This is a genomic window from Modestobacter italicus (assembly GCF_000306785.1).
Taxonomy (GTDB): Bacteria; Actinomycetota; Actinomycetes; order Mycobacteriales; family Geodermatophilaceae; genus Modestobacter; species Modestobacter italicus.
Window position 1 is genome coordinate 5,455,405 of sequence record NC_017955.1, and the last position, 22,898, is coordinate 5,478,302.

A 22,898-nucleotide genomic window follows, 5' to 3' on the forward strand; every position below is an offset into this window, starting at 1 on the left:
TCAGGCGCCCCAGCCGGCCTGCTGGCCACCGACGCGGTCGGCGGCGATGCGCTCGGCGTGGCCGGAGGCCGCGTAGGCCGCGTAGGGGTCGGCGGGCAGGCCCTGCGACTCCCGCAGCTGCGCCAGCAGCGGCCGGACGTCGGTGTTGTAGGCGTCCATCAGCGCGGCGTTCGCGCCGAGCACGTCGCCGCTGCGCTGGGCGGTGCGCAGCGCCTCGCGGTCGACCAGCAGCGCCTTGGCGGTGGCCTCCTGCACGTTCATCACCGAGCGGATCTGGCCGGGGATCTTCGGCTCGATGTTGTGGCACTGGTCGAGCATGAAGTTGACGCCGGAGTCCGGCCGCAGCGCGTCGGCGCGGACGATCTCGTTCATGATCCGGAACAGCTGGAACGGGTCGGCGGCGCCGACGATGAGGTCGTCGTCGCCGTAGAAGCGGGAGTTGAAGTCGAAGGCGCCGAGCCGGCCGACCCGCAGCAGCTGGGCGACGATGAACTCGATGTTGGTGTTCGGCGCGTGGTGGCCGGTGTCCAGCACCACCTTGGCCTGCTCGCCCAGGGCCAGGCAGTGCAGCAGCGACGTGCCCCAGTCCGGGATGTCCATCGTGTAGAAGTACGGCTCGTAGAACTTGTACTCCAGGATCAGCCGGTGCCCGGGGTCCAGCTCGGCGTAGACCTGCTGCAGCGACTCGGCGAGCCGTTCCTGGCGGTCGGTGATGTCGTCCTGGCCGGGGTAGTTGGTGCCGTCCGGCAGCCAGATCTTCAGGTCGGTGGAGCCGGTGGCGCGCATGACGTCGATGCACTGCACGTGGTGCGCCACGGCCTTGGCCCGCACGGCCGGGTCGGCGTTGGTCAGCGACCCGAGCTTGTAGTCGTCGTCCTGGAACAGGTTGGAGTTGATCGCGCCGATCGAGACGCCCTCGTCGGCGGCGTGCTGGGCCAGCTTGCCGAAGTCGTCGACCAGGTCCCACGGGACGTGCAGCGACACCCGCGGCGCGATGCCGGTGAACCGGTGCACCTGGGCGGCGTCGCTGATCTTCTCGAACGGCGTGCGCGGCACGCCGGGTGAGCTGAAGACCTTGAACCGGGTGCCGGCGTTGCCGAACGCCCACGAGGGCAGCTCGATGGTCTGGGTGGCGAGGGCGGCGAGCGCCTGCTCGCGGAGGTCGGTCACGGGGTGTCTCCCATCGGTGGGGTGGGCTCGGCCGCGGCCGCCCGGAGCTGGGCGTCGAGGTCGAAGACGAGGTCGAGCGAGGACTTGCCGCGGCCGTCCCCGGTCTGGAAGAAGGGGGCCATCTCGGCCTCCCAGCGGGCGCTCACCGCAGCGGCGTCCACGGCGGCCTGCGCCGCGGCCAGGTCGTCGGTCACCACGGTGCCGACCAGCAGGCCGTCGTCCCGCAGGAAGAGCTGGTAGTCCCGCCACCCGGCGTCGCGCAGGGCGTGCAGCATCTCCGGCCACACCGCGGCGTGCCGCTCGCGGTACTCGGCGAGCCGGTCCGGGCGCACCTGGAGGGTGAAGCAGACGCGGGGCACACGGTTCCTCTCGCACGGCGCTGTGCGGCGCATGAAACGTTTCAGGGTGTCTGTGGCGCAGACCATAGGGAACCTGCTAGGAAGGTGTCAACCACCGCAAGGAGACGAGTTCGTCCCGTGGTTGAGACGTTTCAACGCGCACCCCGAGGGAGGCCCCGCTGACCGCCAGCATCCGGGACGTCGCCCTCTGGGCCGGGGTCTCGGTGGGCACGGTCAGCAACGTCCTCAACCGCCCGGAGGCGGTGAGCCCGGCGACCCGGGAGCGCGTGCAGACGGCGATCGCCGCGCTCGGCTTCGTCCGCAACGAGTCGGCCCGGCACCTGCGCGCCGGGCGCAGCCGAACGATCGGGCTGGTGGTGCTCGACATCGCCAACCCCTTCTTCACCGACGTCGCCCGCGGGGTCGAGGACGTCGCCGCGGCCGCCGGGCTCGCCGTGATGCTCTGCAACTCCGACGACCGGGCCGACCGCGAGGCCGCGCACCTCGACGTCCTCACCGAGCAGCGCGTGCAGGGCGTGCTGATCACGCCCACCGCGGAGCTCTCCCCGCACGTCGAGGCGCTGCGCTCCCGGGGCACCCCCGTCGTCCTGCTGGACCGCCGCGCGACCGGGCCGGACCAGTGCGCCGTCGCGGTCGACGACGCCCTCGGGGGCCGGCTGGCCGCCGACCACCTGCTGGAGCGCGGGCACCGGCGGATCGCCTTCATCGGCTCCTCCGGGCTGCCCCAGGTGCACGAGCGGCACGCGGGCGTGGCGGCCGCCGTCCGGGAGGGCACCGGGTCCGAGGACGCGCTCACCGTCTTCTCCCCCGCGCACCTCACCGTCGCCGGCGGCCGGGAGGCGGCCGCGCAGATCATCGGGCTCCCGGCCGGCCGGCGGCCCACCGCGGCGGTCTGCGCCAACGACCTGGTCGCCCTCGGCGTGCTCCAGGAGATGGTCCGGCACGGGGTGCGGGTCCCCGACGACTTCGCCATCGTCGGCTACGACGACATCGACTTCGCCGCGGCGGCCGCGGTGCCGCTCACCTCGGTGCGCAAGCCCCGGGTCGAGCTCGGCCGGCGGGCCGCCGAGCTGCTGCTGGACGAGGCGTCGGACGCCGGCCACCAGCACGCCCAGCCGGTCTTCGAGCCCACGCTCGTCGTCCGCGAGTCCAGCATGGTCCGACGGCCCAGCCCGGCCGTCGTGAGCGGAGGTATCGGATGAAGGTCGCGCTCTTCGCCACCTGCCTGGTGGACACCCTGACCCCGTCGGTGGCCCGCGCCACGGCGTCCCTGCTGCAACGGCTGGGGCACGAGGTCGTCGTCCCGACCGGGCAGGCCTGCTGCGGGCAGATGCACGTCAACACCGGGTACCGCCGGGAGGCGGTGGGCATCGTCGCCAACCACGTCCGGGCCTTCACCGGCGCCGAGGCGGTCGTCGCGCCGTCCGGCTCGTGCGTGGCCTCGATCCACCACCAGCAGGCCGCGGTCGCCCGCCGGGCCGGCGACGAGGGGCTGGCCCGGGCCGCCGAGGAGCTCGCCGGGCGCACGTACGAGCTGTCCCAGTTCCTGGTCGACGTCCTGGGCGTCACCGACGTCGGCGCCTACTACCCGCACCGGGTCACCTACCACCCGACCTGCCACTCGCTGCGGCTGCTGCAGGTCGGCGACCGGCCCTACCAGCTGCTCCGGGCGGTCCGCGGCCTGGAGCTGGTCGAGCTGCCCGGCGCCGAGCAGTGCTGCGGGTTCGGCGGCACCTTCGCGGTGAAGAACGCCGACACCTCCACGGCCATGCTCACCGACAAGATGGCCAACGTGCTGTCCACCCACGCCGAGGTGTGCACCGCCGGAGACGCCTCCTGCCTGCTGCACATCGGCGGCGGCCTCTCCCGGCTGCGCGCCGGCACCCGCACCGTGCACCTGGCCGAGATCCTCGCCTCGACGGAGGAAGCCGTGACCCCCCAGCAGACGACGAAGCCAGCAGTCCCCCACCCCACCACCCCGACGGTGCCGGCATGACCGCCACCGTCCCCCCGAAGGCGCCCACCTTCCTCGGCTTGCCGACCGCGCCCCGCGGCGTCGGCCACCTCCGCGGTGACCAGTCCTTCCCGGACGCCGCTCGCGGTGCGCTGCGCGACGGGCAGCTGCGCGCCAACCTGGGCCACGCGACGACGACGATCCGCAACAAACGCGCCCGGGTCGTCGCCGAGCTCCCCGACTGGGCGCAGCTCCGCGAGGCCGGCCGCGCCCTCAAGGCCGCCACCATGGCCCGGCTCGACGACCACCTCGAGGAGCTGGAGCGGCAGGTCACCGCCCGCGGCGGCGTCGTGCACTGGGCCCGCGATGCGAACGAGGCCAACGAGATCGTCACCCGGCTGGTGCTGGCCACCGGCGCGCCCGAGGTGGTCAAGGTCAAGTCGATGGCCACCCAGGAGATCGGGCTCAACGAGGCGCTGGAGGCCGCCGGCCTCGACGTCTTCGAGACCGACCTGGCCGAGCTGATCGTGCAGCTGGGCGAGGACAAGCCCTCGCACATCCTGGTGCCGGCGATCCACAAGAACCGGGCCGAGATCCGGGAGATCTTCGCCCGCACCATCCCGGGCGTCGACCCGGGCCTCACCGACGACCCGCGCCGGCTGGCGATGGCCGCCCGGCAGCACCTGCGCGAGCGGTTCCTCCGGGCCCGGGTGGCGGTCAGCGGCGCCAACTTCGCCGTCGCCGAGACCGGCACGCTGACGGTGGTGGAGAGCGAGGGCAACGGCCGGATGTGCCTCACCCTCCCGGAGACGCTGATCACCGTGATGGGCATCGAGAAGGTGGTGCCGACCTGGCGCGACCTGGAGGTGTTCCTGCAGCTGCTCCCCCGCTCCTCCACCGGCGAGCGGATGAACCCCTACACCTCCACCTGGGCCGGGGTGACCCCCGGCGACGGGCCGCAGGAGTTCCACCTGGTGCTGCTGGACAACGGCCGCACCGCGGTGCTCGCCGACGAGGTGGGCCGGGAGGCGCTGCACTGCATCCGCTGCTCGGCGTGCCTCAACGTCTGCCCGGTGTACGAGCGCACCGGCGGGCACTCCTACGGGTCGGTCTACCCCGGGCCGATCGGCGCGATCCTGTCCCCGCAGCTCACCGGGGTGGAGGACAACGCCTCGCTGCCGTACGCCTCCTCGCTCTGCGGCGCCTGCTACGAGGTGTGCCCGGTGGCGATCGACATCCCCTCGATCCTCGTGCACCTGCGGGCCGAGCACGTCGAGGCGCAGGAGAAGCCGACCGCCGAGGGCGTGGCGTTCAAGGCGCTGGCCCGGGCGATGTCGCACCCGCGGCTGTGGCACCTGGCCCAGCGGGCGGCGGGGCTGGGCAGACTGGTCTCCCGCGGCCGGCCGACGCTGCCCAACGCGCTGCCGCCGCCGGTCTCCGGCTGGACCCGCAGCCGGGACCTGCCCACCCCGCCGGCGAAGACGTTCGTGCAGCAGTGGACCGAGGAGCACGGCCGGTGACGGCCCGGGAGGACGTGCTCGGGCGGATCCGGCAGGCGCTGGGCCCGGACCGGACGCCGCCGGCCGAGGTCGCCCGGGACTACCGGGTCACCGACGGCCGGCCGGCCGGGGACGCGACCCTGCTCGACCTGCTCGTCGACCGGGTGGAGGACTACCGGGCCACGGTGCTGCGCTGCTCCCCCACCGAGGTCGGCGCGACCGTGCGCGCCGCGCTGGACCAGGGGCTGCCCGGCGGGTGGGCCGCCGCCGACGTCGTCGTCGCCCCGGGCCTCGACCCGGCCTGGCGACCGGAGGGCTGCGACGTCGACGACGACCGCCCGGCGGTGCAGCTGGCCGACCGGGCCGCGTCGGTGACCGCCGTCGCGGTGGCGATCGCCGAGACCGGCACGCTGGTGCTCGACGGCTCGCCCGCCTGCGGCCGGCGGGCGCTGTCGCTGCTGCCGGACTGCCTGGTCTGCGTGGTCACCGCCGACCAGGTGGTGGGCAGCGTGCCGGAGGGCCTGGCCCGGCTGGACCCCCTGCGGCCGCTGACCATGGTCAGCGGCCCGTCGGCGACCAGCGACATCGAGCTGGAGCGCGTCGAGGGCGTGCACGGGCCCCGGACGTTGATGGTGGTGCTGGTTCAGCCGCCGCGCGTGGGGGGCTGACCGGCGGCCAGGGCGGCCTGGGCCTGCGCCGGGTCGTAGGCGCAGGCGTCGGCCACCTCGGTCACCGACCCGCCGTTGCCGCCCGGTGACGGCGCGGCGGACAGCGGCGCGCTGGGGGTGGCCGGCGCCGGGGCCGACGAGCTCGGGGTGGCCGCCGGGGCCGGGTCCAGCGCCTGCTGGACCAGCGCCCGGATCTTCGGGTAGTCCGGGTAGGCCGGGTTGATCACCGTGTCGTCGAAGACGACGCTGCGGATCCCCGCGGACTTCACGTCGAAGGCCAGGTCGACGACGTCGCCGAGGACGGCGGACGGGACGTCGGTGCTGACGATGTCCTGGGTGGTGCGCGCCAGGTCCTGGTACTGGGAGAGCAGGGTGACCGGGTCGGCGGCGTCGACGATGGCCTGCAGCACGCACCGCTGCCGGTCCATCCGCAGGTAGTCCGACAGGCCGTAGCGACCGCGGGCGTAGTCCAGCGCCCGGGTGCCGCTCATGTGCTGGTCCGGGCCGGGCGAGATGTAGGCGTCGGGCAGGGCCCCGGTGGCGGTGTCGCCGTTGACCGGCACGTAGTAGTTGACGTTGAGCGTGATCCCGCCGAGGGCGTCGACCAGCCGGCTGAAGCCGTCCAGGTTGACCAGCAGGTAGTAGTCGATGTCCAGCCCGAGGGCCTCGCCGACGCCGAGCTTGAGGAAGTCCGCGCCCGGGTCGTCGGTCGGCCCCAGGACGTCGGGGTGGGCGGCCGGGCCGTTGCGGTAGACGGCGTTGAGCAGGCTCTCGCTCTCGCTGCCCGCCTCGAAGCCGTCCGGGTACACCGCGGCCAGCGGGCTGTCGGCCGGGAACGGCAGGTTCTCCAGGTTCCGCGGCAGGCTGAACAGCGTCGTCGCACCGGTTGCGACCTGCACGTTGGCGACGATGACCGTGTCGGTGCGGACACCCTCGCGGCCGGCGCCGCCGTCACCACCGAGGAGCAGGACGTTGATCTCGTCCTTGCCGTCGAACGGGACGGAGGTGTCGGTCGGCTCGGCCACCGTGGCGCTGTCGCCGTCGTCGAAGACGTTGTCGACCAGGGACCGCTGCGCGCTGGCGATGCGCACCACCGCGGCGGCCGGGGCGACGACCGCGGCGCACAGCAGCAGGACGACGAGGCCGCCCAGCGCGCGCTGCCAGCCCCGGGTGCCGCGCGGCAGCAGGGCGCGGTAGCCGGTGAGGACGACGACCAGCCACAGCAGCGCCAGCCCCACCGCCCCGCCGATCAGCCAGAGCAGCGCGGTCGAGTCCACCGCCAGGTGCAGGGCGTCGCGCTGCCCGGAGGTGGCCAGCCAGACCGCACCGCCGACGAGGAGCAGGAAGAGCACGAGGACGACGGCGCCCAGCCGGCGACGGCCACTGGCCAGGAACGCGACGCCGGGGACGACCGTGCCGGCCACCGTGAGCGCCAGGGCCCGGCCGAACCCGGAGGCGGGGTGCGGGCCGCGCGTGGGCCCCTGCGCGGAGGAGCCGGTGTGGGGAGCTGCGGTCGTGGCTTCGTCGTTCACGCAGCCGTCACTCGCTCGGCGGACCCGGTCATCCGCTCATGATCGCACCGAAACCGGCATCGGGCCTGCGGCTCTGCGCACACCCTCACCCGCACGGAGCGGTCCTCCCGGCCGGTTGTGACCCAGCGCACCGAGCAGGCGTGCCGCGGGGCGTCGCGGGTACCGGAGAGGAAGAACGCGCTGCCGGAGCGGCAGACTGCGGGCAGCCGCGGTCGCGGTCCCGCGGGCCCGGCGCCGTCGGCACCCCGCCGGACCACCCACCAGAGGAGGCACCCCGTGTCCCGGACTCCCCGAGAAGCAGCCCTGCTCACCGAGCTCGAGCCGGTCGTCGCCGAGAACCTGGACCGGCACATCGGGCTGGCGCAGGAGTGGCACCCGCACGACTACGTCCCCTGGTCGCAGGGCCGGGACTTCGCCTTCCTGGGCGGGGAGGACTGGTCCCCGGAGCAGTCCCGGCTGGACGAGACCGCGAAGGCGGCGATGTTCACCAACCTGCTCACCGAGGACAACCTGCCCAGCTACCACCGGGAGATCGCCACCCGGTTCGGCCGCGACGGCGCCTGGGGCACCTGGGTGGGCCGCTGGACGGCGGAGGAGAACCGACACGGCGTCGCGCTGCGTGACTACCTGGTCGTCACGCGCGGGGTCGACCCGGTCGAGCTGGAGCGGGCCCGGATGGACTACATGACCTCCGGCTACGACTCCGGGGACAAGACCCCGCTCGAGGCGGTCGCCTACGTCTCCTTCCAGGAGCTCGCCACCCGGGTCAGCCACCGCAACACCGGCAAGGCCACCGGCGACCCGATCGCGGACAGGCTGCTCGCCCGGATCGCCAAGGACGAGAACCTGCACATGGTCTTCTACCGCAACATCGTCTCCGCGGCGTTCGAGATCGAGCCGGACGCCACCATGCGCGCCGTCGCCGACGAGGTCATGCGGTTCGAGATGCCCGGCGCCACGATGGCCGGCTTCCGGAAGAACTCGGTGATCATCGCCAAGGCCGGCATCTACGACCTGCGGCTGCACCACGACGAGGTGATCCAGCCGGTGCTGCGGGCGTGGAAGGTCTTCGAGCGCACCGACCTGGGCGCCGAGGGCGAGCGCGCCCGCGAGGAGCTGGCCCAGTTCCTCGCCGGGCTGGACGCGCAGGCGACGAAGTTCGTGGAGAGCCGCGACCGGATGCGCGCCCGGCTGCAGGCCCGCTCCGACGAGAAGCTGGCGCCGCTGCCCTGAGAACCGCTCCGCCTAGGCTCGGGCACGTGCGACTGGCCACCTGGAACGTCAACTCCATCCGCAGCCGGGCCGACCGGGTGGAGGCGTGGCTGCAGCGCAGCGACGTCGACGTCCTGGCGCTGCAGGAGACCAAGTGCAAGGACGAGCAGTTCCCCGAGGAGCGGTTCCGGGCGCTGGGCTACGACGTCGCGCACGTCGGCCACTCGCAGTGGAACGGCGTCGCGCTGCTGTCCCGGGTGGGCCTGACCGACGTCGAGGTCGGCTTCCCGGGCATGCCCTCCTGGTCGTCGAAGGAGGGCGTGGCGCCCGCCCCGGAGGCCCGGGCCCTCGGTGCGACCTGCGGCGGCGTCCGGGTGTGGAGCCTGTACGTGCCCAACGGCCGCACGCTGACCGACCCGCACCTGCAGTACAAGCTGGAGTGGCTCGAGGCGCTGCGGGTCAACGCCGCCGGCTGGCTGACCGAGGACGCCGAGGCGCAGGTCGCGCTGGTCGGGGACTGGAACATCGCCCCCCAGGACGACGACGTCTGGGACATCTCGGTCTTCTCGCACTCCACGCACGTCAGCGAGCCGGAGCGGGCGGCCTTCCGCGGCGTGGTCGAGGCCGGGTTCACCGACGTCGTCCGGCCGCACACGCCCGGCCCGGGCGTCTACACGTACTGGGACTACACGCAGCTCCGCTTCCCCCGCCGCGAGGGCATGCGGATCGACTTCCAGCTCTGCTCCCCCGCGCTGGCCCGCCGGGTGACCGACGCCCGGATCGACCGCGAGGAGCGCAAGGGCAAGGGCGCCAGCGACCACGCTCCGGTCATCGTCGAGCTGGCCGACTAGCGGATCGGTCCCCGGTCTGCGGCGGTCCGCGCCCCAGGCGAACGGGCCTACCGCCATCGCAGCTCTCCCTTGCCGGCTCGGTGGCCGGCTCCCGGCTCCCGGCTCCGTCTCCGCGCGGCTCGGCCGTCCCACGCCGGCGCACTCCCTCGGTAGCGTGCCGCGCATGCCGATCAAGCTCGAGAACGTCGCCATCGCCGTCCGCGACCTCGAGGCCACCATCGCCTTCTTCACCGACCTCGGGCTGACCGTCCTCGGTCGTGACGAGGTGAGCGGTGAGTGGGCCGACACCGCTGTCGGTCTCGACGGCAACCACGTCAAGCTCGCCATGCTGCAGACGCCGGACGGCAACGGTCGACTCGAGCTCTTCGAGTACGTCCACCCCGACGCGATCGAGACGGAGCCCACCCTGCCGAACGAGATCGGGATGCACCGCGTCGCGTTCTCGGTCGACGACCTCGACGACTCCCTGGAGATCGCGGCGCGGCACGGCTGCCACCCCCTGCGCGGTGTGGCGACCTACCAGGACGTCTACAGGCTCGCCTACGTCCGCGGACCCAGCGGCATCATCGTGATGCTCGCCCAGGAGCTGAAGGAGGGCTGATCGTCCGGCGACGTCACGGGGCGTCTGCCGGTCCGGCCGGCTCGGGATTGCTTGGGTCCGCCGGCTCCGCCGGTGTCCACGGTCCTGCGCAGCCCGGCGGTTCCGCGGAACCGTCGGTCGTCCACAGCACGCGCTGACCAGCCGGTTCTGTCGGTGTCACCCGCTAGGTTCGAACACATGATCGATGCGTCGGCGTCCGTCCTGTCCCGTCCCGTCGCCGTCCCCGCCGAGGGAGCGCCCACCGAGCCGCTGACCGAGCTCGCCGACCGGATCTGCGCCGGTGCCGTCCGGCTGGCCGCGGCCACCTCGGCCTGGCTGCGGCTGGTGGCCGAGTTCGACGAGCGCGGGGGCTGGCACGGCGTCGGCATCACCTCGTGCGCGCACTGGCTGGCCTGGAAGTGCTCCCTGACGCCGGGCACGGCCCGGCAGCACGTGCGGGTGGCGCGGGCGCTGGGGGAGCTGCCGGTGATCGCGGCGGCGTTCGCGTCCGGTGAGCTGAGCTACTCCAAGGTGCGCGCGCTGACCCGGGTCGCCGAACCGGCCACGGAGGCCGAGCTCGTCGAGTTCGCCCGGCACGCGACGGCTTCGCAGGTCGAGCGCACCGTCCGGGCCTGGCGCCGGGCCGACGACGTCGACGCCGGCCGGGTCCGCGACCGGCGCCGGTTCACCTGGTGGACCGAGGACGACGGGATGATCTCCCTCCAGCTGCGGATGGAGCCTGAGGCGGGTGCCGAGCTCCTCGCCGCCGTCGAGTCGCTCGCCGAACGGGACGCCCGCCGGGACCGCGCGGCCCGGAAGCGGGCGGTCGGCGAGGTCGGAACGGCGGACGACGCCGCTCAGGACGACGCCGAGCCGCTCCCGGTGAGCACCGAGCGCCGGTGCCGGGCGCTGACCCAGCTGGCCTCGGCGGCTGCCGAGGCCGACCGCCGGGCCGGCGACCCGCCCCGGCGGGAGGTGGTGGTCGTGGTCGACGCCGGCGTGCTCGCCGACGACGAGGCCGCCGGCCGCGCCGCACTGGAGGGCGGGCCGGCGCTGACCCCGGCCCAGGCCCGGCGGCTGGCCTGCGACGCCGCGGTGACGGCCATCGTCACCGACGGGGCGCAGGTGCTGGCCCAGGGCCGGGCCCGCCGGTTCGCCACCCGAGCGCAGCGGCGGGCGCTGCTGATGCGCGACGGTGGCTGCGCGGCGCCGGGCTGCGAGGAGACCCGGGTCGAGCGGCTGCACGCCCACCACCTGCGGTCCTGGCTGGCCGGCGGCCGCACCGACGTGTCGAACATGGTGCTGCTGTGCGACGTCCACCACGGGGTGGTCCACGACGAGGACCTCCGGCTCAGCCGTCCCGGCGGTCGATTGGTCGCCGTCGCCCCGAACGGTCGGCGAGTGTGGGCGGACGCCACGCTGGGGTCCGAGCGGTTCCGCGGAACCGCCGCCGACCCGCTCGACGGCCTCGGGCCCGACCCCGACCAGCTGCCGGCGGCCCTGCCCTCCGACGGTGAGCGGATGGACCTCCAGCACGTCGTCTGGGCGCTGATGGCGCACCGCGACGTGGTGCGCCGACGCGCCGCCTGAGCAGGAAGGACCCGGCGCCCGGGACCGTTGCACCAGGCGATGACCACCGCGCTCGCCGCCCCCGCTCCGACCCGCCTCTGGATGCCGTCCCGCGTCCTCGTCACCCGCTCCGCCGCAGAGCGCCCGCACGGGCAGCGCATCCTCGCCCGGCTGGAGGCGGCGGGCGTCTCCGACGTCGAGCTGCTCGGCGGCGACCGGCTGCCCAACCTGCGCGGCAACGGTGACCGGGCCGCGTTCATGGCGGCCAAGCAGACCCTCGCCGTCGTCGTCCCGCCGGCGTCCAAGCGCCGGCTGCAGCCGATCCCGCCGTCGGCGGACTGGCGGTTCGACCTGGCCGAGGGCTGCCCCGCGCACTGCCAGTACTGCTACCTGGCCGGCTCGCTCAGCGGTCCGCCGATCACCCGGGTGTTCGCCGACCTCGACGAGCAGCTGACCGCCCTCGACGGCTACGTCGGGCACGGCGCCGTCACCTCCGGCACCGCCGCCCGCGGCGACGAGGGGACGACGTTCGAGGCCTCCTGCTACACCGACCCGCTGGCGCTCGAGCACCTCACCGGCGGCCTGGCGCGGGCGATCGAGTTCTTCGGCACGCACGCGTGGCCCGGCCCGGTGCAGCTGCGGGCGACCACCAAGTTCGACGACGTCGCCGGGCTGCTCGACCTGCCGCACGCCGGCCGCACCCGGCTGCGCTTCTCGGTCAACGCCGCCGCGGTCGCCCGCCGGTTGGAGGGCGCCACCTCACCGGTCCCGCAGCGGGTCGCCGCCCTGGCCGCGGTGGCCGCCGCCGGCTACCCGGTCGGGCTGACCATCGCCCCGATCATGCCGGGCGAGGGCTGGCGCGAGGAGTACGGCGAGCTGCTCGACTCCGTCGCCGCCGCTCTACCCGCGGGCACCGACCTGACCGTCGAGTGCATCACCCACCGGTTCACGCCGGGCAGCAAGGAGACGCTGACCGACTGGTACCCGCGCACCAAGCTGGAGATGGACCCCGAGGTGCGCACCACCAAGCGCGGCAAGTTCGGCTCGGTCAAGCACGTCTACCCCAAGGAGACGATGTCCGAGCTGCGCGGCTGGTTCACCGCCGCCATCGCCGAGCGGCTGCCCGAGGCCCGGCTGCTGTACTGGACCTGAGGCCCTAGCGCGGGCGGTGCTGGACCAGGCCGACCGGCACCGGCCCGGGCCAGACGGCCTCCAGCGCCTCCGCCGTCTCCTCGCGCAGCTCGCCGGCCGCGCCCACGGTCAGCAGCCGGGCCGCCGGCTCACCGGCCACCGGTTCGCGGACGTCGGCGACCACCACGGTGATGTTGTCGGTGGGCGGTCCGGCCAGCGCGGCGTCGCGCAGCGCGACAGCCGCCTGCGCGGGGCTGCCGGAGGCCAGCAGGTCGCGGATCGTGCTGGGCGGGACGACGTCGGACAGCCCGTCGGAGCAGACCATCAGCCGGTCGCCGGGGCGGGCGTCGAGCCGGATCACGTCGAGGGCGGCCACGTCGTCGTCGGCACCGTGCATCGCCGCGTAGACCGCGGAGCGCTGCGGGTGCACCCGCGCCTCGGCGGGGGTGAGCGAGCCGGCGTCGATGAGCGCCTGGACCAGCGTGTGGTCGGTGCTCACCTGGGTCAGCTCGTCGCCGGCGAGCACGAACCCGCGGGAGTCGCCGATGTGCAGCAGCACGATCCCCTCGGCGTCGACGTGCATGGCGGTGAGCGTGGTGGCCATCGTGCGCAGCCGCGGCCGCTCGGTGTAGGCCGCCCGGATCCGCTCGTTCGCGCTGGCCACCACCCGCACCGGGTCGTCGGCGCCCTCGCCGGCGCTGCCGGAGGCCAGCGGGGCCATCCAGCTGACCACCAGGGACGACGCCACGGCACCGCCGACGTTGCCGCCGACCCCGTCGGCGATGGCGATCAGCAGCGGTCCGGTGACCGCCGAGTCCTGGTTGTCCGGGCGCGGCCCGCGGGTGGAGACGGCTGCCCCATCCAGCACCAGCACCGCTCCCACCTCCCGGCCTGCCCGTCGACGCCGTGCGCACCGATCCAGGGGACGGTAGATGACGCGGCTGCGCAGTGTGTCCGAACGGTCCCTCGACGTGCCGGGTGGGACGGATGAGGAACACGTACCGTGGCCTGTCGTGCTCGTCCTGCTGCCCCCCTCGGAGACCAAGCACCCCGGCGGCGCCGGCGCCCCGCTCGACCTGGCCGCCCTCCGCGCGCCGGAGCTGACCCCGCTCAGGGAGCAGCTGGTCGACGCGGTGGTGACGCTGGCCCAGGACGTGCCGGCGGCCCGCGCCGCGCTCGGCCTCTCCCCCGCGCAGGACGACGAGATCGCCCGCAACGCCGCGCTGCGGCAGAGCCCGACCATGCCGGCGATCGAGCGCTACACCGGCGTCCTCTACGACGCCCTGGACGTGCGGTCGCTCACCCGGGCCCAGCGCCGCCGGGCCGACCAGCGGCTGGCGGTCGGCTCGGCCCTGTTCGGCGTGCTCCGCGCCGACGACGCCGTCCCGGCCTACCGGCTGTCGGCGGGCAGCTCGCTGCCCGGGCTGCCGACGCTGCGGTCGCTGTGGAAGCCGGTGCTCACCGACGTGCTGGCCGGCATCGACGACCTGGTCGTCGACCTGCGGTCCGGGGCCTACGCGGAGCTCGCGCCGGTGCCCGGCGCGGTCACCGTGCAGGTGCTCAGCGAGCGGCCGGACGGGACGCGGGCCGTGGTCAGCCACTTCAACAAGGCGCACAAGGGACGCCTGGCCCGGGTGCTGGTGACCACCACCGGCGAGCCGGACTCCGTCGTCCGGCTGCGGGCCCTGCTCCGCCGCGCCGGGTTCCACGTGGAACACACCGGCGGCACGGAACTGACCCTCGTCGTCCCTGCCGCAGCGGTTCCTCAGCGCTAAGACAACCGCTACCGTGCGGGCATGGACGACGACCTGTGCACCCGTCCGGCCACCGAGCTGGCCGCGCTGCTGCGCGCCCGGGAGGTCTCGGCGCGCGAGCTGGTGGACGCGCACCTGGACCGGATCGAGCGGCTCAACCCGGCGCTCAACGCGATCGTCACGCTGGACGCCGACGGCGCACGGGCGGCCGCCGACGCCGCCGACGCGCGGCTCGCGGCCGGCGAGCCGATCGGTCCGCTGCACGGCCTGCCGGTCGCGCACAAGGACACCCACGCCACCGGCGGCATGCGGACGACGTGGGGCTCGCCGCTGCACGCGGACACCGTGCCCGAGCAGGACGAGCTGGTCGTGGCCCGGTTGCGGGCCGCCGGGGCGATCCGGGTAGGCAAGACCAACGTGCCGGAGTTCGCCGCCGGCTCGCACACCTTCAACACCCTGTTCGGCGCCACCCACAACCCCTACCGGCACGGGCTGTCCGCCGGCGGCTCGTCGGGCGGTGCGGCCGCCGCGCTGGCCGCGGGGCTGGTGCCGATCGCCGAGGGCAGCGACATGGGCGGCTCGCTGCGCAACCCGGCGGCGTTCTGCAACGTCGTGGGCCTGCGCCCGACCCCGGGCCGGGTGCCCAGCCACCCGACCACGATCGGCTGGTCCCAGCTGTCGGTGCAGGGCCCGATGGCGCGCACCGTCGGCGACGTGGCGCTCGCGCTCTCCGCCCTCGCCGGCCCCGACCCGCGGGTGCCGATCTCGCTGGAGTCCCCCGGCACGTCCCTCGCCGCGCCGCTGCCCACCGAGCTGACCGGCCTGCGGGTCGCCTGGGCGCCGGACCTGGGCGGCCGGGTGCCGGTCGACCCGGCCGTCACCGCCGTCCTGGAGGCGTCCCTGGGCGCGTTCACCGACCTGGGCGCCACCGTGGAGGCGGACTGCCCGGACCTCACCGGCGCCGACGAGGCGTTCGGCGTGCTGCGCGCCTGGCTGTTCGAGGCGAGCTACGGCGACCTGGTCCGCCGGCACCCCGACCAGGTCAAGGAGACCATCCGGTGGAACGCCGCCCGGGGCGCCGAGCTCACCGGCGCCGACGTCGGCCGGGCCGAGGCCGCCCACACCCGGCTGTACGAGCAGGTGGTCGCGTTCTTCGAGCGCTACGACGTGCTGCTCGCGCCGACCACCCAGGTGCTGCCGTTCCCGGTGGAGGTCGAGTACCCCACGTCGGCGGGCGGGGTCGAGTTCGACGACTACCTGGGCTGGATGCGCTCCTGCACGCTGGTCTCGGCGACCGGCTGCCCGGCGCTGTCGGTGCCCGGCGGGTTCACCCCCGACGGGCTGCCGGTCGGCCTGCAGGTGGTCGCCGCGCCGCGGGCGGACCGCACCGTGCTGGAGGTCGGCCACGCCTTCGAGCAGGCCACCCGGTTCGGCGAGCGGCGTCCCGAGCTGCACTGAGAGGATCGGCGGCGTGGGAGAACCGCCGTGGTGGACCAGCGCCGTCGTCTACCAGGTGTACCCGCGGTCGTTCATGGACTCCGACGGCGACGGGGTCGGTGACCTCGGCGGCATCCGGCAGCGACTGGACCACCTGACCGACCTCGGCGTCGACGTCGTCTGGCTCTCGCCGGTGTACGCCTCGCCGCAGGCCGACAACGGCTACGACATCAGCGACTACCAGGCGATCGACCCGGTGTTCGGCACGCTCGAGGAGTTCGACGCGCTGCTGGCGGAGCTGCACGACCGCGGGATCAAGCTGGTGATGGACCTGGTGGTCAACCACACCAGCGACCAGCACCCGTGGTTCGTCGAGAGCCGGTCCAGCACCACCGACCCGAAGCGGGACTGGTACTGGTGGCGCCCGCCGCGCGCGGGCATGACGGCCGGCGAGCCCGGCGCCGAGCCGACCAACTGGCACTCGTTCTTCTCCGGCCCGACCTGGGAGCTCGACGAGCCCAGCGGCGAGTACTTCCTGCACCTGTTCGCCCGCGAGCAGCCGGACCTCAACTGGGAGAACCCGGAGGTCCGGCAGGCGGTCCACGCGATGATGCGCTGGTGGCTCGACCGCGGGGTCGACGGCTTCCGGATGGACGTCATCAACATGATCAGCAAGGACGTCGGGCTGCCCGACGGGCCGCCGCTGCCCGGCAGCCCGTACGGCGACGGCTCGGCGTCCTACCTGTGCGGGCCGCGCATCCACGAGTACCTGCAGGAGATGCACCGCGAGGTCTTCGCCGGCCGCCCCGACCGGCTGCTCACCGTGGGCGAGATGCCCGGCGTCACCGTCGAGCAGGCCCGGCTGTTCACCGACCCGGCCCGCGCCGAGGTGGACATGGTGTTCCAGTTCGAGCACGTCGGGCTGGACTTCGACGGCGACAAGTGGCACTCCCGGCCGCTGCGGCTGCGGGACCTGAAGGCGTCCTTCGGCCGGTGGCAGGCCGGCCTGGCCGACGTCGGCTGGAACTCCCTGTACTGGGACAACCACGACCAACCGCGCGCGGTCTCCCGCTTCGGCGACGACCGCCCGGCGCACCGCCGGGACTCCGCGACCTGCCTGGCCACCCTGCTGCACCTGCACCGCGGGACGCCCTACGTCTACCAGGGCGAGGAGCTGGGCATGGCCAACGCCCCGTTCGCGACGCTGGCCGACCTGCGCGACGTGGAGTCGCTCAACCACCACGCCCAGGCCGTCGCGGCCGGCGCGGACCCGGACTCGGTGCTGGCGGCGATCCGGCCGGTCAGCCGGGACAACGCGCGCACGCCGGTGCAGTGGGACGCCACCGAACACGCCGGCTTCACCACCGGGACGCCGTGGATCGCGGTGAACCCGGACCACGTCGAGTGGAACGCCGCCGCGCAGCGGGACGACCCGCGGTCGGTCCTGGCGCACCACCGGGCGCTGATCGCGCTGCGGCACGCCTCCTGGACCGTACAGCTGGGCGACTTCACCATGCTACTCCCCGACCACGACGACGTGTACGCCTTCACCCGCGCGCTGGACGGCGAGACGCTGCTGGTGGTCTGCAACGTCAGCGGGACGCCGTACCGCCTGGACGAGCTGCTCCCGCAAGCGGTCGGCGCCGAGCTGGTGCTGGGCAACCTCGCTGACCCCGACCCGGTCGCGCTGGCCGGCTGGGACGCCCGGGTGCTGCGGCTGCGCTGACCGCTCAGTCGTTGCGCGGGGTGGCGGCCCGGTAGGCGCCGCCGCCCTGCGGCTCACCGGCCGGGCGGTGCGCGATCTCCGCCACGGTCTTCTCCTGCTTGCGGGCGAACACGATGGTCCCGATCAGGAACAGCCCGGACAGGATCAGCACGACGGCGCTCAACGCGTTGACGAACGGCAGGTCCACCCCGGCGAGGGCCAGCACGCCCACGACGACGAGCGCCAGGGCCGCCAGCGTGGCACCGAGGGCCCGGATCGGGCTCTTGCCGACCTCCTCGATGCCCTGCTCGGCCTTGTCCCGGGCGTAGTCCAGCGGCTTCTTCGCCCAGCTGAACCGGGTGGCCAGCACGGCGAGCCCCGCTGCGACGAGCACGAAACCCGGCCCGGGCAGCACCAGCGCTGCGATGCCGGCCAGGGTGAGCAGGCCGCCGAGGACGGCGATCACGACGGTCTTCATGGACCAGTTGTGCCCCGCCGGACGCCGGACCATGCGAGACCGGGCGGTCCGGTCGCTCACACGCCCGTCAGGAGCGGCTGTGCAGCCCCCGGAGCGTGCGGACGGCGACCACCAGCTCGGCCAGCTCGTGCCGGTCACCCCCGGCCAGCTCGGCCAGCTGGGCCGCCGACCGCTGCTGGGTCACGTCCCAGGCGTCGACCCACCGGGCGACCAGCGCACCGGCCGGGTCGTCGTCGGAGCCGCGCAGGCCGAGCACGTCGGCGGTCAGCCGGGCCTGCTCGGTCGCCAGGTCGTCGCGCAGGGTGGCCCGGGCCATCGACGGCCACCGGCGGTCCCGCGGCAGCCCGATCACCAGCTCGCGCAGCGGCACCAGGTCCAGCCGCTCGGCCAGGCACTGCGAGACCTGCCCGGCCAGCGCGATCGGCGCCGCCGTCCGCTCGGCGACCACGGCCAGGTCCAGCGCGGTCGGCAGCAGCGGCGCCGCGGCGACCTCCGCGGCCAGCTCCGGCGGCACCCCGGAGGCCCGCAGCGCCGCGGCCCGGTCGGCGTAGGCCTCGGCGTCGGCCCCGAGCAGCCAGCCCGGCAGCCCCGCGCGGACCGCAGCCACCGGTGCGGCGAAGCGCGCGGCCACCGCCCCCAGCGTGGCGGCGGGCTCCGCGGTCAGCTCCGGCACCCCCAGCAGCCAGCGGGTGGCCCGCTCGGCCAGCCGGGTCGCCTCGGTGCGCAGGTGCACCTGGGTGGTCGCCGGCACCCGGTTGTCCAGCTCCCGCGGGGCGTCCCACAGCCGGTCGACGTCGAACACCGCGCGGGCCACCGCGTGCGCCCGGACCACCGCGGCCACCGGCGCGCCGGTCTCCTCGGCCAGCCGGAACACCCCGGTCACCCCGGCGACGTTCACCGTCCGGTTGGTCAGCGCGGTCGCGACGATCTCCCGGCTCAGCGGGTGGCTGGTCAGCGCGGTGGGGAACCGGCGGCGCAGCGGGCCGGGGAAGTAGTCCGAGAGCAGCTCGGCCAGCGCCGGGTCGTCGGGCAGGCCCGAGTGCAGCACCGCGTCGCCGACCTCGATCTTGGCGTAGGCCAGCAGCACGGCGAGCTCCGGGTTGGTCAGCGCCTGGCCGTCCCGCCGCCGCTCGGCCAGCGCCCGGTCGTCGGGCAGCGCCTCCACCGCGCGGTCCAGCCGGCCGGTCCGCTCCAGCGCGCGCAGGTACCGCTGGTGGGCGTCGAGCAGCCCGCGCGCGGCCGTGGACTCGGTGGCCAGCGTGGCGTTCTGCGCGTAGTTGTCGGTGAGGACGTCGGCGGCGACCTCGTCGGCCATCTCGGCCAGCAGCCGGGCCCGCCCGGTGGGGTCCAGCCGCCCCTCGTCGACGACCCGGTTCAGCGCGATCTTGATGTTGACCTCGTGGTCGGAGGTGTCCACGCCCGCCGAGTTGTCGATGGCGTCGGTGTTCACCCGGCCGCCGGCCAGCGCGTACTCGACCCGGCCGCGCTGGGTCAGGCCCAGGTTGCCGCCCTCGCCGACCACCCGCACGCGCAGCTGCTCGCCGTCGACCCGCACCGCGTCGTTGGCCTTGTCCCCGACGTCGAGGGCGCTCTCCGACGCGGCCTTCACGTAGGTGCCGATCCCGCCGTTGAACAGCAGGTCGACCGGGGCCAGCAGCACCGCCCGCACCAGCTCGGCCGGGCTGAGCGCCTCCAGGTCGTCCTGCAGGCCCAGCGCGGTGCGCATCGGCTCGGAGACCGGCACCGACTTCGCCGTCCGCGGCCACACCCCGCCGCCGGCGCTGATCAGCGCGCGGTCGTAGTCCGCCCACGACGAGCGGGGCAGCTCGAACAGCCGGCGCCGCTCGGCGAACGAGACAGCGGCGTCCGGCGTCGGGTCGATGAAGACGTGCCGGTGGTCGAAGGCCGCCACCAGCTGCAGGTGCTCCGACAGCAGCATCCCGTTGCCGAAGACGTCGCCGGACATGTCGCCGATGCCGACGACGGTGATCTCCTGGCTCTGCACGTCCACGCCCAGCTCGCGGAAGTGCCGGGTCACCGACTCCCAGGCGCCGCGGGCGGTGATGCCCATCGCCTTGTGGTCGTAGCCCACCGAGCCGCCGGAGGCGAACGCGTCGCCCAGCCAGAAGCCGCGCTCGATCGCCACCGAGTTGGCCAGGTCGGAGAAGGTCGCCGTCCCCTTGTCCGCCGCCACGACCAGGTAGGTGTCGTCGCCGTCGTGCCGCACGACCCGCTCGGGCGGGACGACGGCGCCGTCCACCATGTTGTCGGTGAGCGAGAGCAGCGCGCCGATGAACAGCTTGTAGCAGGCCCTGCCGTCGTCCGCGGGGTCCAGCACGACGAAACCGCCCTTGGCGCCGGTGGGCACGATGACGGTGTTCTTCACCGTCTGCGCCTTGACCAGCCCGAGCACCTCGGTGCGCAGGTCCTCCCGCCGGTCGCTCCAGCGCAGCCCGCCGCGGGCGACGGCGCCGAAGCGCAGGTGCACGCCCATCACCCGCGGCGAGCTCACCCACACCTCGCGCGCCGGGCGGGGCTCGGGCAGGTCGGGGACGCCGTGCGGGTCCAGCTTGAGCGCCAGCGGTGCCGCGCCGGTGAACACCCCGGCGGTGTAGGCGGTGGTCCGCAGCGTGGCCTGCACCGCGGCCAGCAGCGAGGTCAGCACCCGGTCGGCGTCCAGCGACTCCACCGAGCCGATGGCCTCGAGCAGCGACGCGACCAGGGCCGTGGTGCGCGACTCGCGGCCGGCCGAGCGGTCGGGGTGGAACCGGGTCTCGAACAGCGCGACCAGCCGGGCGACGATGCCCGGGTGGGCGGCGAGCGTCTGCTCGACGTAGGCCTGCCCGAACGGCAGCCCGCCCTGGCGCAGCCACTGCACGTAGGCGCGCAGCACCGCGACCTGCCGCCAGGACAGCCCGGCGAGCAGGACCAGCGAGTTCAGCGCGTCGTCCTCGGCCCGGCGGGCCCAGACCGCCGCGATGGTGTCGGTGAACCGCTCGGGCAGGCTGCCGGCGAAGGGCACCTCCCCGGTCGGCGAGGCGAGCCCGAAGTCGTAGACCCACGCCATCGGGGCGCCGATCCGGTCGATCTCGTAGGGCCGCTCGTCGAGGACGTCGACGCCCATGTGCTGCAACACCGGCAGCACGTCGGACAGCAGCAGCCGCTCCCCCACCCGGTAGACGGTCAGCCGGCGCTCACCCTCCGGGCCGGCCGAGGTCGCCCACAGCCGCAGGTCCATCCCGCCGGGGGCCAGCTGGTCCAGCCGGGCCAGGTCCTCGACGGCCACCTGGGCCGGGAAGTCCTCCTGGTAGGCCGCCGGGAAGGCGTCCGCGACCCGGGCCAGCATCCGGGCGGCGTCGTCGCCGTGCCGGGCGGCGAGGGCGTCGGCGAGGTCGTCGGTCCAGCTGCGGGCGGCGGCGGCCAGTGTCGCCTCCAGCGCCGGGACGTCGACGTCCGGGAGCGTCGCGGAACCGCGCCGGCTGACCGGCACCCGGACCACGAAGTGCAGCCGGGAGAGCACCGACTCGCTGGAGCGGACGGTGAACTCGACGTTGGTGCCGCCGAGCTGCTCCAGCAGCAACCGCTGCATGGTCAGCCGCACCTGGGTCGTGTAGCGGTCGCGGGGCAGGTAGACCAGCGCGGAGAAGAACCGGCCGAACGGGTCGCGCCGCAGGAACAGCCGGGTCTGCCGGCGCTCCCGCAGGTGCAGCACGGCCAGCGCCACCGGCAGCAGCTCGTCGACGTCGACCTGCAGCAGCTCGTCGCGCGGGTAGGTCTCCAGGACGTCGAGCAGCTCCTTGCCCGAGTGACTGTCGGCCGGCACCCCGGACCGCTCGAGCACCGCCTCGACCACCCGCCGCACCAGCGGGACGTCGCGGACGCTGCTGGTGTACGCCTCGTTCGGGAAGAGCCCGACCAGCAGGTGCTGGCGGCCGCGGCTGCCGGGGAGCTCGCCGGGCATCTCGACGACGACCAGGTCCACCCAGGCCGGGCGCTGCACGGTGGAGCGCGCGTCGCCCTTGGTGACCAGCACCCGGCGGCGGCCCACGGCGCCCGGCGCGGCGAGCGCGGCCGGCGCGACCGAGGTGGTCCGGCCCGGCGCGTCGCGGAGCAGCCCGAGCTCGGAGCCCTCCACCACCAGCGGCGGGGCGCCGGCGTCGCCGACCAGCTCGACGGTGCGCGCGCCGAGGAAGAGGAAGTTGCCCGTGGTCAGCCAGCGCAGCAGCGCGGCGGCCTCGGCCGGGTCGTCGGCGGCGTTGCCGGTCGGGTCGTCGTCGGCCGGGGCCCGGTCCAGCGCGTCGGCGATGGCGTGCGCGCGGGCGGCCAGCGCGTCGGCGTCCTCGTGCGAGCGGCGGACGTCGGCCAGCACGGTGCCCAGCCCGGCGACCAGGTCCTCGGCGGCCTCGTCGTCGACCGTGCCGGCCAGCACCACGGCCATCCAGGACTCGGCGAGCGCGTCGGCGCCGCAGGCGGCGGCGTCCGCGCTGTCGCAGAAGGCGATCAGCTCCCCCGCCGGGTTCCGGCGGACGACGACGATCGGGTGGACGACGTGCTCGGCGACGATGCCCTGCCGGACGACCTCGGCGGTGACCGAGTCGACCAGGAACGGCATGTCGTCGACGACCACGCGCAGCACCGCCCGGCCGCGCTCGCCGCGGTGCACGTCGACGACCGGGGTGCCGGGCAGCCGGCGGCCGGCCAGCCGGAGGTGGTCCAGCGCGAGCGCGGCGAGCTCCTCCGGCGCGTGACCGACGACCTCGGCGGCGGGCTCACCGGCGTAGAAGCGGCGCATCAGCGCGGCGCCGTCCTCGGTGCCGACGCCGGCCGGCAGCGTCTCCTGCTCGCTGATCAGCCCGGCCGCGGCGCCCGCGGCGGTGTCCAGCAGCCGGCGCTTCTCGTCCTGCGCGGCCTCCAGCGAGGCCATGTCGACGGGGGAGTCGGCGGGGCGTTCCGGTGCGAGGTCCGAGAGTGTGTCGCTGCCCACCATGCCCGCCGACGC

At 74.7% G+C, this 22,898-nt stretch carries 18 protein-coding genes; 12 read left to right on the forward strand and 6 right to left on the reverse strand.

Features of this window, described 5'->3' with window-relative positions:
- Both rhaI and MODMU_RS25990 read right to left on the reverse strand, forming a co-directional pair.
- Positions 1 to 1,170 carry an L-rhamnose isomerase gene (gene rhaI, locus MODMU_RS25985; protein ID WP_014743412.1) on the reverse strand — a complete coding sequence of 390 codons (1,170 nt, stop codon included), beginning with the start codon at positions 1,168 to 1,170 and terminating at the stop codon, positions 1 to 3.
- Complete coding sequence (locus MODMU_RS25990) at positions 1,167 to 1,529, reverse strand: L-rhamnose mutarotase (RefSeq protein ID WP_014743413.1); 363 nt, start codon at positions 1,527 to 1,529, stop codon at positions 1,167 to 1,169. The genes rhaI and MODMU_RS25990 overlap by 4 nt, the downstream gene beginning before the upstream one ends.
- 170 nt (positions 1,530 to 1,699) lie before the next feature.
- On the opposite strand from MODMU_RS25990, the gene MODMU_RS25995 reads away from it, so the two are divergent.
- The 4 genes from MODMU_RS25995 to MODMU_RS26010 are packed head-to-tail and all read left to right on the forward strand — an operon-like array spanning position 1,700 to position 5,650.
- A complete protein-coding gene (locus MODMU_RS25995; RefSeq protein ID WP_041795634.1) occupies positions 1,700 to 2,731 on the forward strand; it encodes a LacI family DNA-binding transcriptional regulator in 1,032 nt (343 codons plus the stop codon).
- Positions 2,728 to 3,525, forward strand: coding sequence for a (Fe-S)-binding protein (locus MODMU_RS26000; protein ID WP_014743415.1), 798 nt, complete (start codon positions 2,728 to 2,730; stop codon positions 3,523 to 3,525). Before MODMU_RS25995 ends, MODMU_RS26000 begins: the two co-directional genes overlap by 4 nt.
- A complete protein-coding gene (locus tag MODMU_RS26005; protein ID WP_014743416.1) occupies positions 3,522 to 5,003 on the forward strand; it encodes a LutB/LldF family L-lactate oxidation iron-sulfur protein in 1,482 nt (493 codons plus the stop codon). Before MODMU_RS26000 ends, MODMU_RS26005 begins: the two co-directional genes overlap by 4 nt.
- Positions 5,000 to 5,650 (forward strand): LutC/YkgG family protein, encoded by a 651-nt coding sequence (locus MODMU_RS26010; RefSeq protein ID WP_014743417.1) that lies wholly within the window; start codon positions 5,000 to 5,002, stop codon positions 5,648 to 5,650. Before MODMU_RS26005 ends, MODMU_RS26010 begins: the two co-directional genes overlap by 4 nt.
- Here the strand turns inward: MODMU_RS26010 and MODMU_RS26015 are convergent.
- Complete coding sequence (locus MODMU_RS26015) at positions 5,626 to 7,182, reverse strand: LCP family protein (RefSeq protein WP_014743418.1); 1,557 nt, start codon at positions 7,180 to 7,182, stop codon at positions 5,626 to 5,628. The genes MODMU_RS26010 and MODMU_RS26015 overlap by 25 nt on opposite strands.
- 276 nt (positions 7,183 to 7,458) lie before the next feature.
- On the opposite strand from MODMU_RS26015, the gene MODMU_RS26020 reads away from it, so the two are divergent.
- The 5 genes from MODMU_RS26020 (at position 7,459) to MODMU_RS26040 (ending at position 12,546) form a co-directional block, all read left to right on the forward strand.
- Positions 7,459 to 8,415 (forward strand): acyl-ACP desaturase, encoded by a 957-nt coding sequence (locus MODMU_RS26020; protein ID WP_014743419.1) that lies wholly within the window; start codon positions 7,459 to 7,461, stop codon positions 8,413 to 8,415.
- 26 nt (positions 8,416 to 8,441) lie between these two features.
- On the forward strand, positions 8,442 to 9,245 hold the full coding sequence (locus MODMU_RS26025) for an exodeoxyribonuclease III (RefSeq protein WP_014743420.1): 804 nt from the start codon (positions 8,442 to 8,444) through the stop codon (positions 9,243 to 9,245).
- A gap of 163 nt (positions 9,246 to 9,408) precedes the next feature.
- Positions 9,409 to 9,846 carry a VOC family protein gene (locus tag MODMU_RS26030; protein WP_014743421.1) on the forward strand — a complete coding sequence of 146 codons (438 nt, stop codon included), beginning with the start codon at positions 9,409 to 9,411 and terminating at the stop codon, positions 9,844 to 9,846.
- Positions 9,847 to 10,023: 177 nt separating this feature from the next.
- Positions 10,024 to 11,415: an HNH endonuclease signature motif containing protein gene (locus MODMU_RS26035; protein WP_014743422.1), complete on the forward strand. Its 1,392-nt coding sequence runs from the start codon at positions 10,024 to 10,026 to the stop codon at positions 11,413 to 11,415.
- A 39-nt stretch (positions 11,416 to 11,454) separates the two neighbouring features.
- On the forward strand, positions 11,455 to 12,546 hold the full coding sequence (locus tag MODMU_RS26040) for an SPL family radical SAM protein (RefSeq protein ID WP_014743423.1): 1,092 nt from the start codon (positions 11,455 to 11,457) through the stop codon (positions 12,544 to 12,546).
- A 4-nt stretch (positions 12,547 to 12,550) separates the two neighbouring features.
- Here MODMU_RS26040 and MODMU_RS26045 read toward each other — a convergent pair whose 3' ends face one another.
- Positions 12,551 to 13,399, reverse strand: coding sequence for a PP2C family protein-serine/threonine phosphatase (locus tag MODMU_RS26045; protein ID WP_014743424.1), 849 nt, complete (start codon positions 13,397 to 13,399; stop codon positions 12,551 to 12,553).
- Between the two features lie 139 nt (positions 13,400 to 13,538).
- On the opposite strand from MODMU_RS26045, the gene yaaA reads away from it, so the two are divergent.
- The 3 genes from yaaA to MODMU_RS26060 are packed head-to-tail and all read left to right on the forward strand — an operon-like array spanning position 13,539 to position 17,442.
- Positions 13,539 to 14,300: a peroxide stress protein YaaA gene (yaaA, locus tag MODMU_RS26050; protein WP_041795636.1), complete on the forward strand. Its 762-nt coding sequence runs from the start codon at positions 13,539 to 13,541 to the stop codon at positions 14,298 to 14,300.
- A gap of 21 nt (positions 14,301 to 14,321) precedes the next feature.
- Positions 14,322 to 15,737, forward strand: a complete 1,416-nt coding sequence (locus tag MODMU_RS26055; RefSeq protein ID WP_014743426.1) for an amidase — start codon at positions 14,322 to 14,324, stop codon at positions 15,735 to 15,737.
- A gap of 13 nt (positions 15,738 to 15,750) precedes the next feature.
- Entirely contained in the window at positions 15,751 to 17,442 is a 1,692-nt protein-coding gene (locus MODMU_RS26060) for a glycoside hydrolase family 13 protein (protein ID WP_014743427.1), read from the forward strand.
- A gap of 4 nt (positions 17,443 to 17,446) precedes the next feature.
- Here the strand turns inward: MODMU_RS26060 and MODMU_RS26065 are convergent, their stop codons facing one another.
- Both MODMU_RS26065 and MODMU_RS26070 read right to left on the reverse strand, forming a co-directional pair.
- Positions 17,447 to 17,899, reverse strand: a complete 453-nt coding sequence (locus MODMU_RS26065; RefSeq protein ID WP_014743428.1) for a PGPGW domain-containing protein — start codon at positions 17,897 to 17,899, stop codon at positions 17,447 to 17,449.
- Between the two features lie 67 nt (positions 17,900 to 17,966).
- Complete coding sequence (locus MODMU_RS26070; protein WP_014743429.1) at positions 17,967 to 22,886, reverse strand: NAD-glutamate dehydrogenase; 4,920 nt, start codon at positions 22,884 to 22,886, stop codon at positions 17,967 to 17,969.
- Between the last annotated feature and the right edge of the window lie 12 nt (positions 22,887 to 22,898).

Bases quoted from the DNA above. Each gene is read 5' to 3' on its own strand.
- MODMU_RS26070 (WP_014743429.1), bottom strand. From the start codon at position 22,886: ATGGTGGGCAGCGACACACTCTCGGACCTCGCACCGGAACGCCCCGCC.
- MODMU_RS26065 (WP_014743428.1), bottom strand. From the start codon at position 17,899: ATGAAGACCGTCGTGATCGCCGTCCTCGGCGGCCTGCTCACCCTGGCC.
- MODMU_RS26005 (WP_014743416.1), top strand. From the start codon at position 3,522: ATGACCGCCACCGTCCCCCCGAAGGCGCCCACCTTCCTCGGCTTGCCG.
- MODMU_RS26035 (WP_014743422.1), top strand. From the start codon at position 10,024: ATGATCGATGCGTCGGCGTCCGTCCTGTCCCGTCCCGTCGCCGTCCCC.
- MODMU_RS26030 (WP_014743421.1), top strand. From the start codon at position 9,409: ATGCCGATCAAGCTCGAGAACGTCGCCATCGCCGTCCGCGACCTCGAG.
- MODMU_RS26055 (WP_014743426.1), top strand. From the start codon at position 14,322: ATGGACGACGACCTGTGCACCCGTCCGGCCACCGAGCTGGCCGCGCTG.
- MODMU_RS26040 (WP_014743423.1), top strand. From the start codon at position 11,455: ATGACCACCGCGCTCGCCGCCCCCGCTCCGACCCGCCTCTGGATGCCG.
- MODMU_RS26000 (WP_014743415.1), top strand. From the start codon at position 2,728: ATGAAGGTCGCGCTCTTCGCCACCTGCCTGGTGGACACCCTGACCCCG.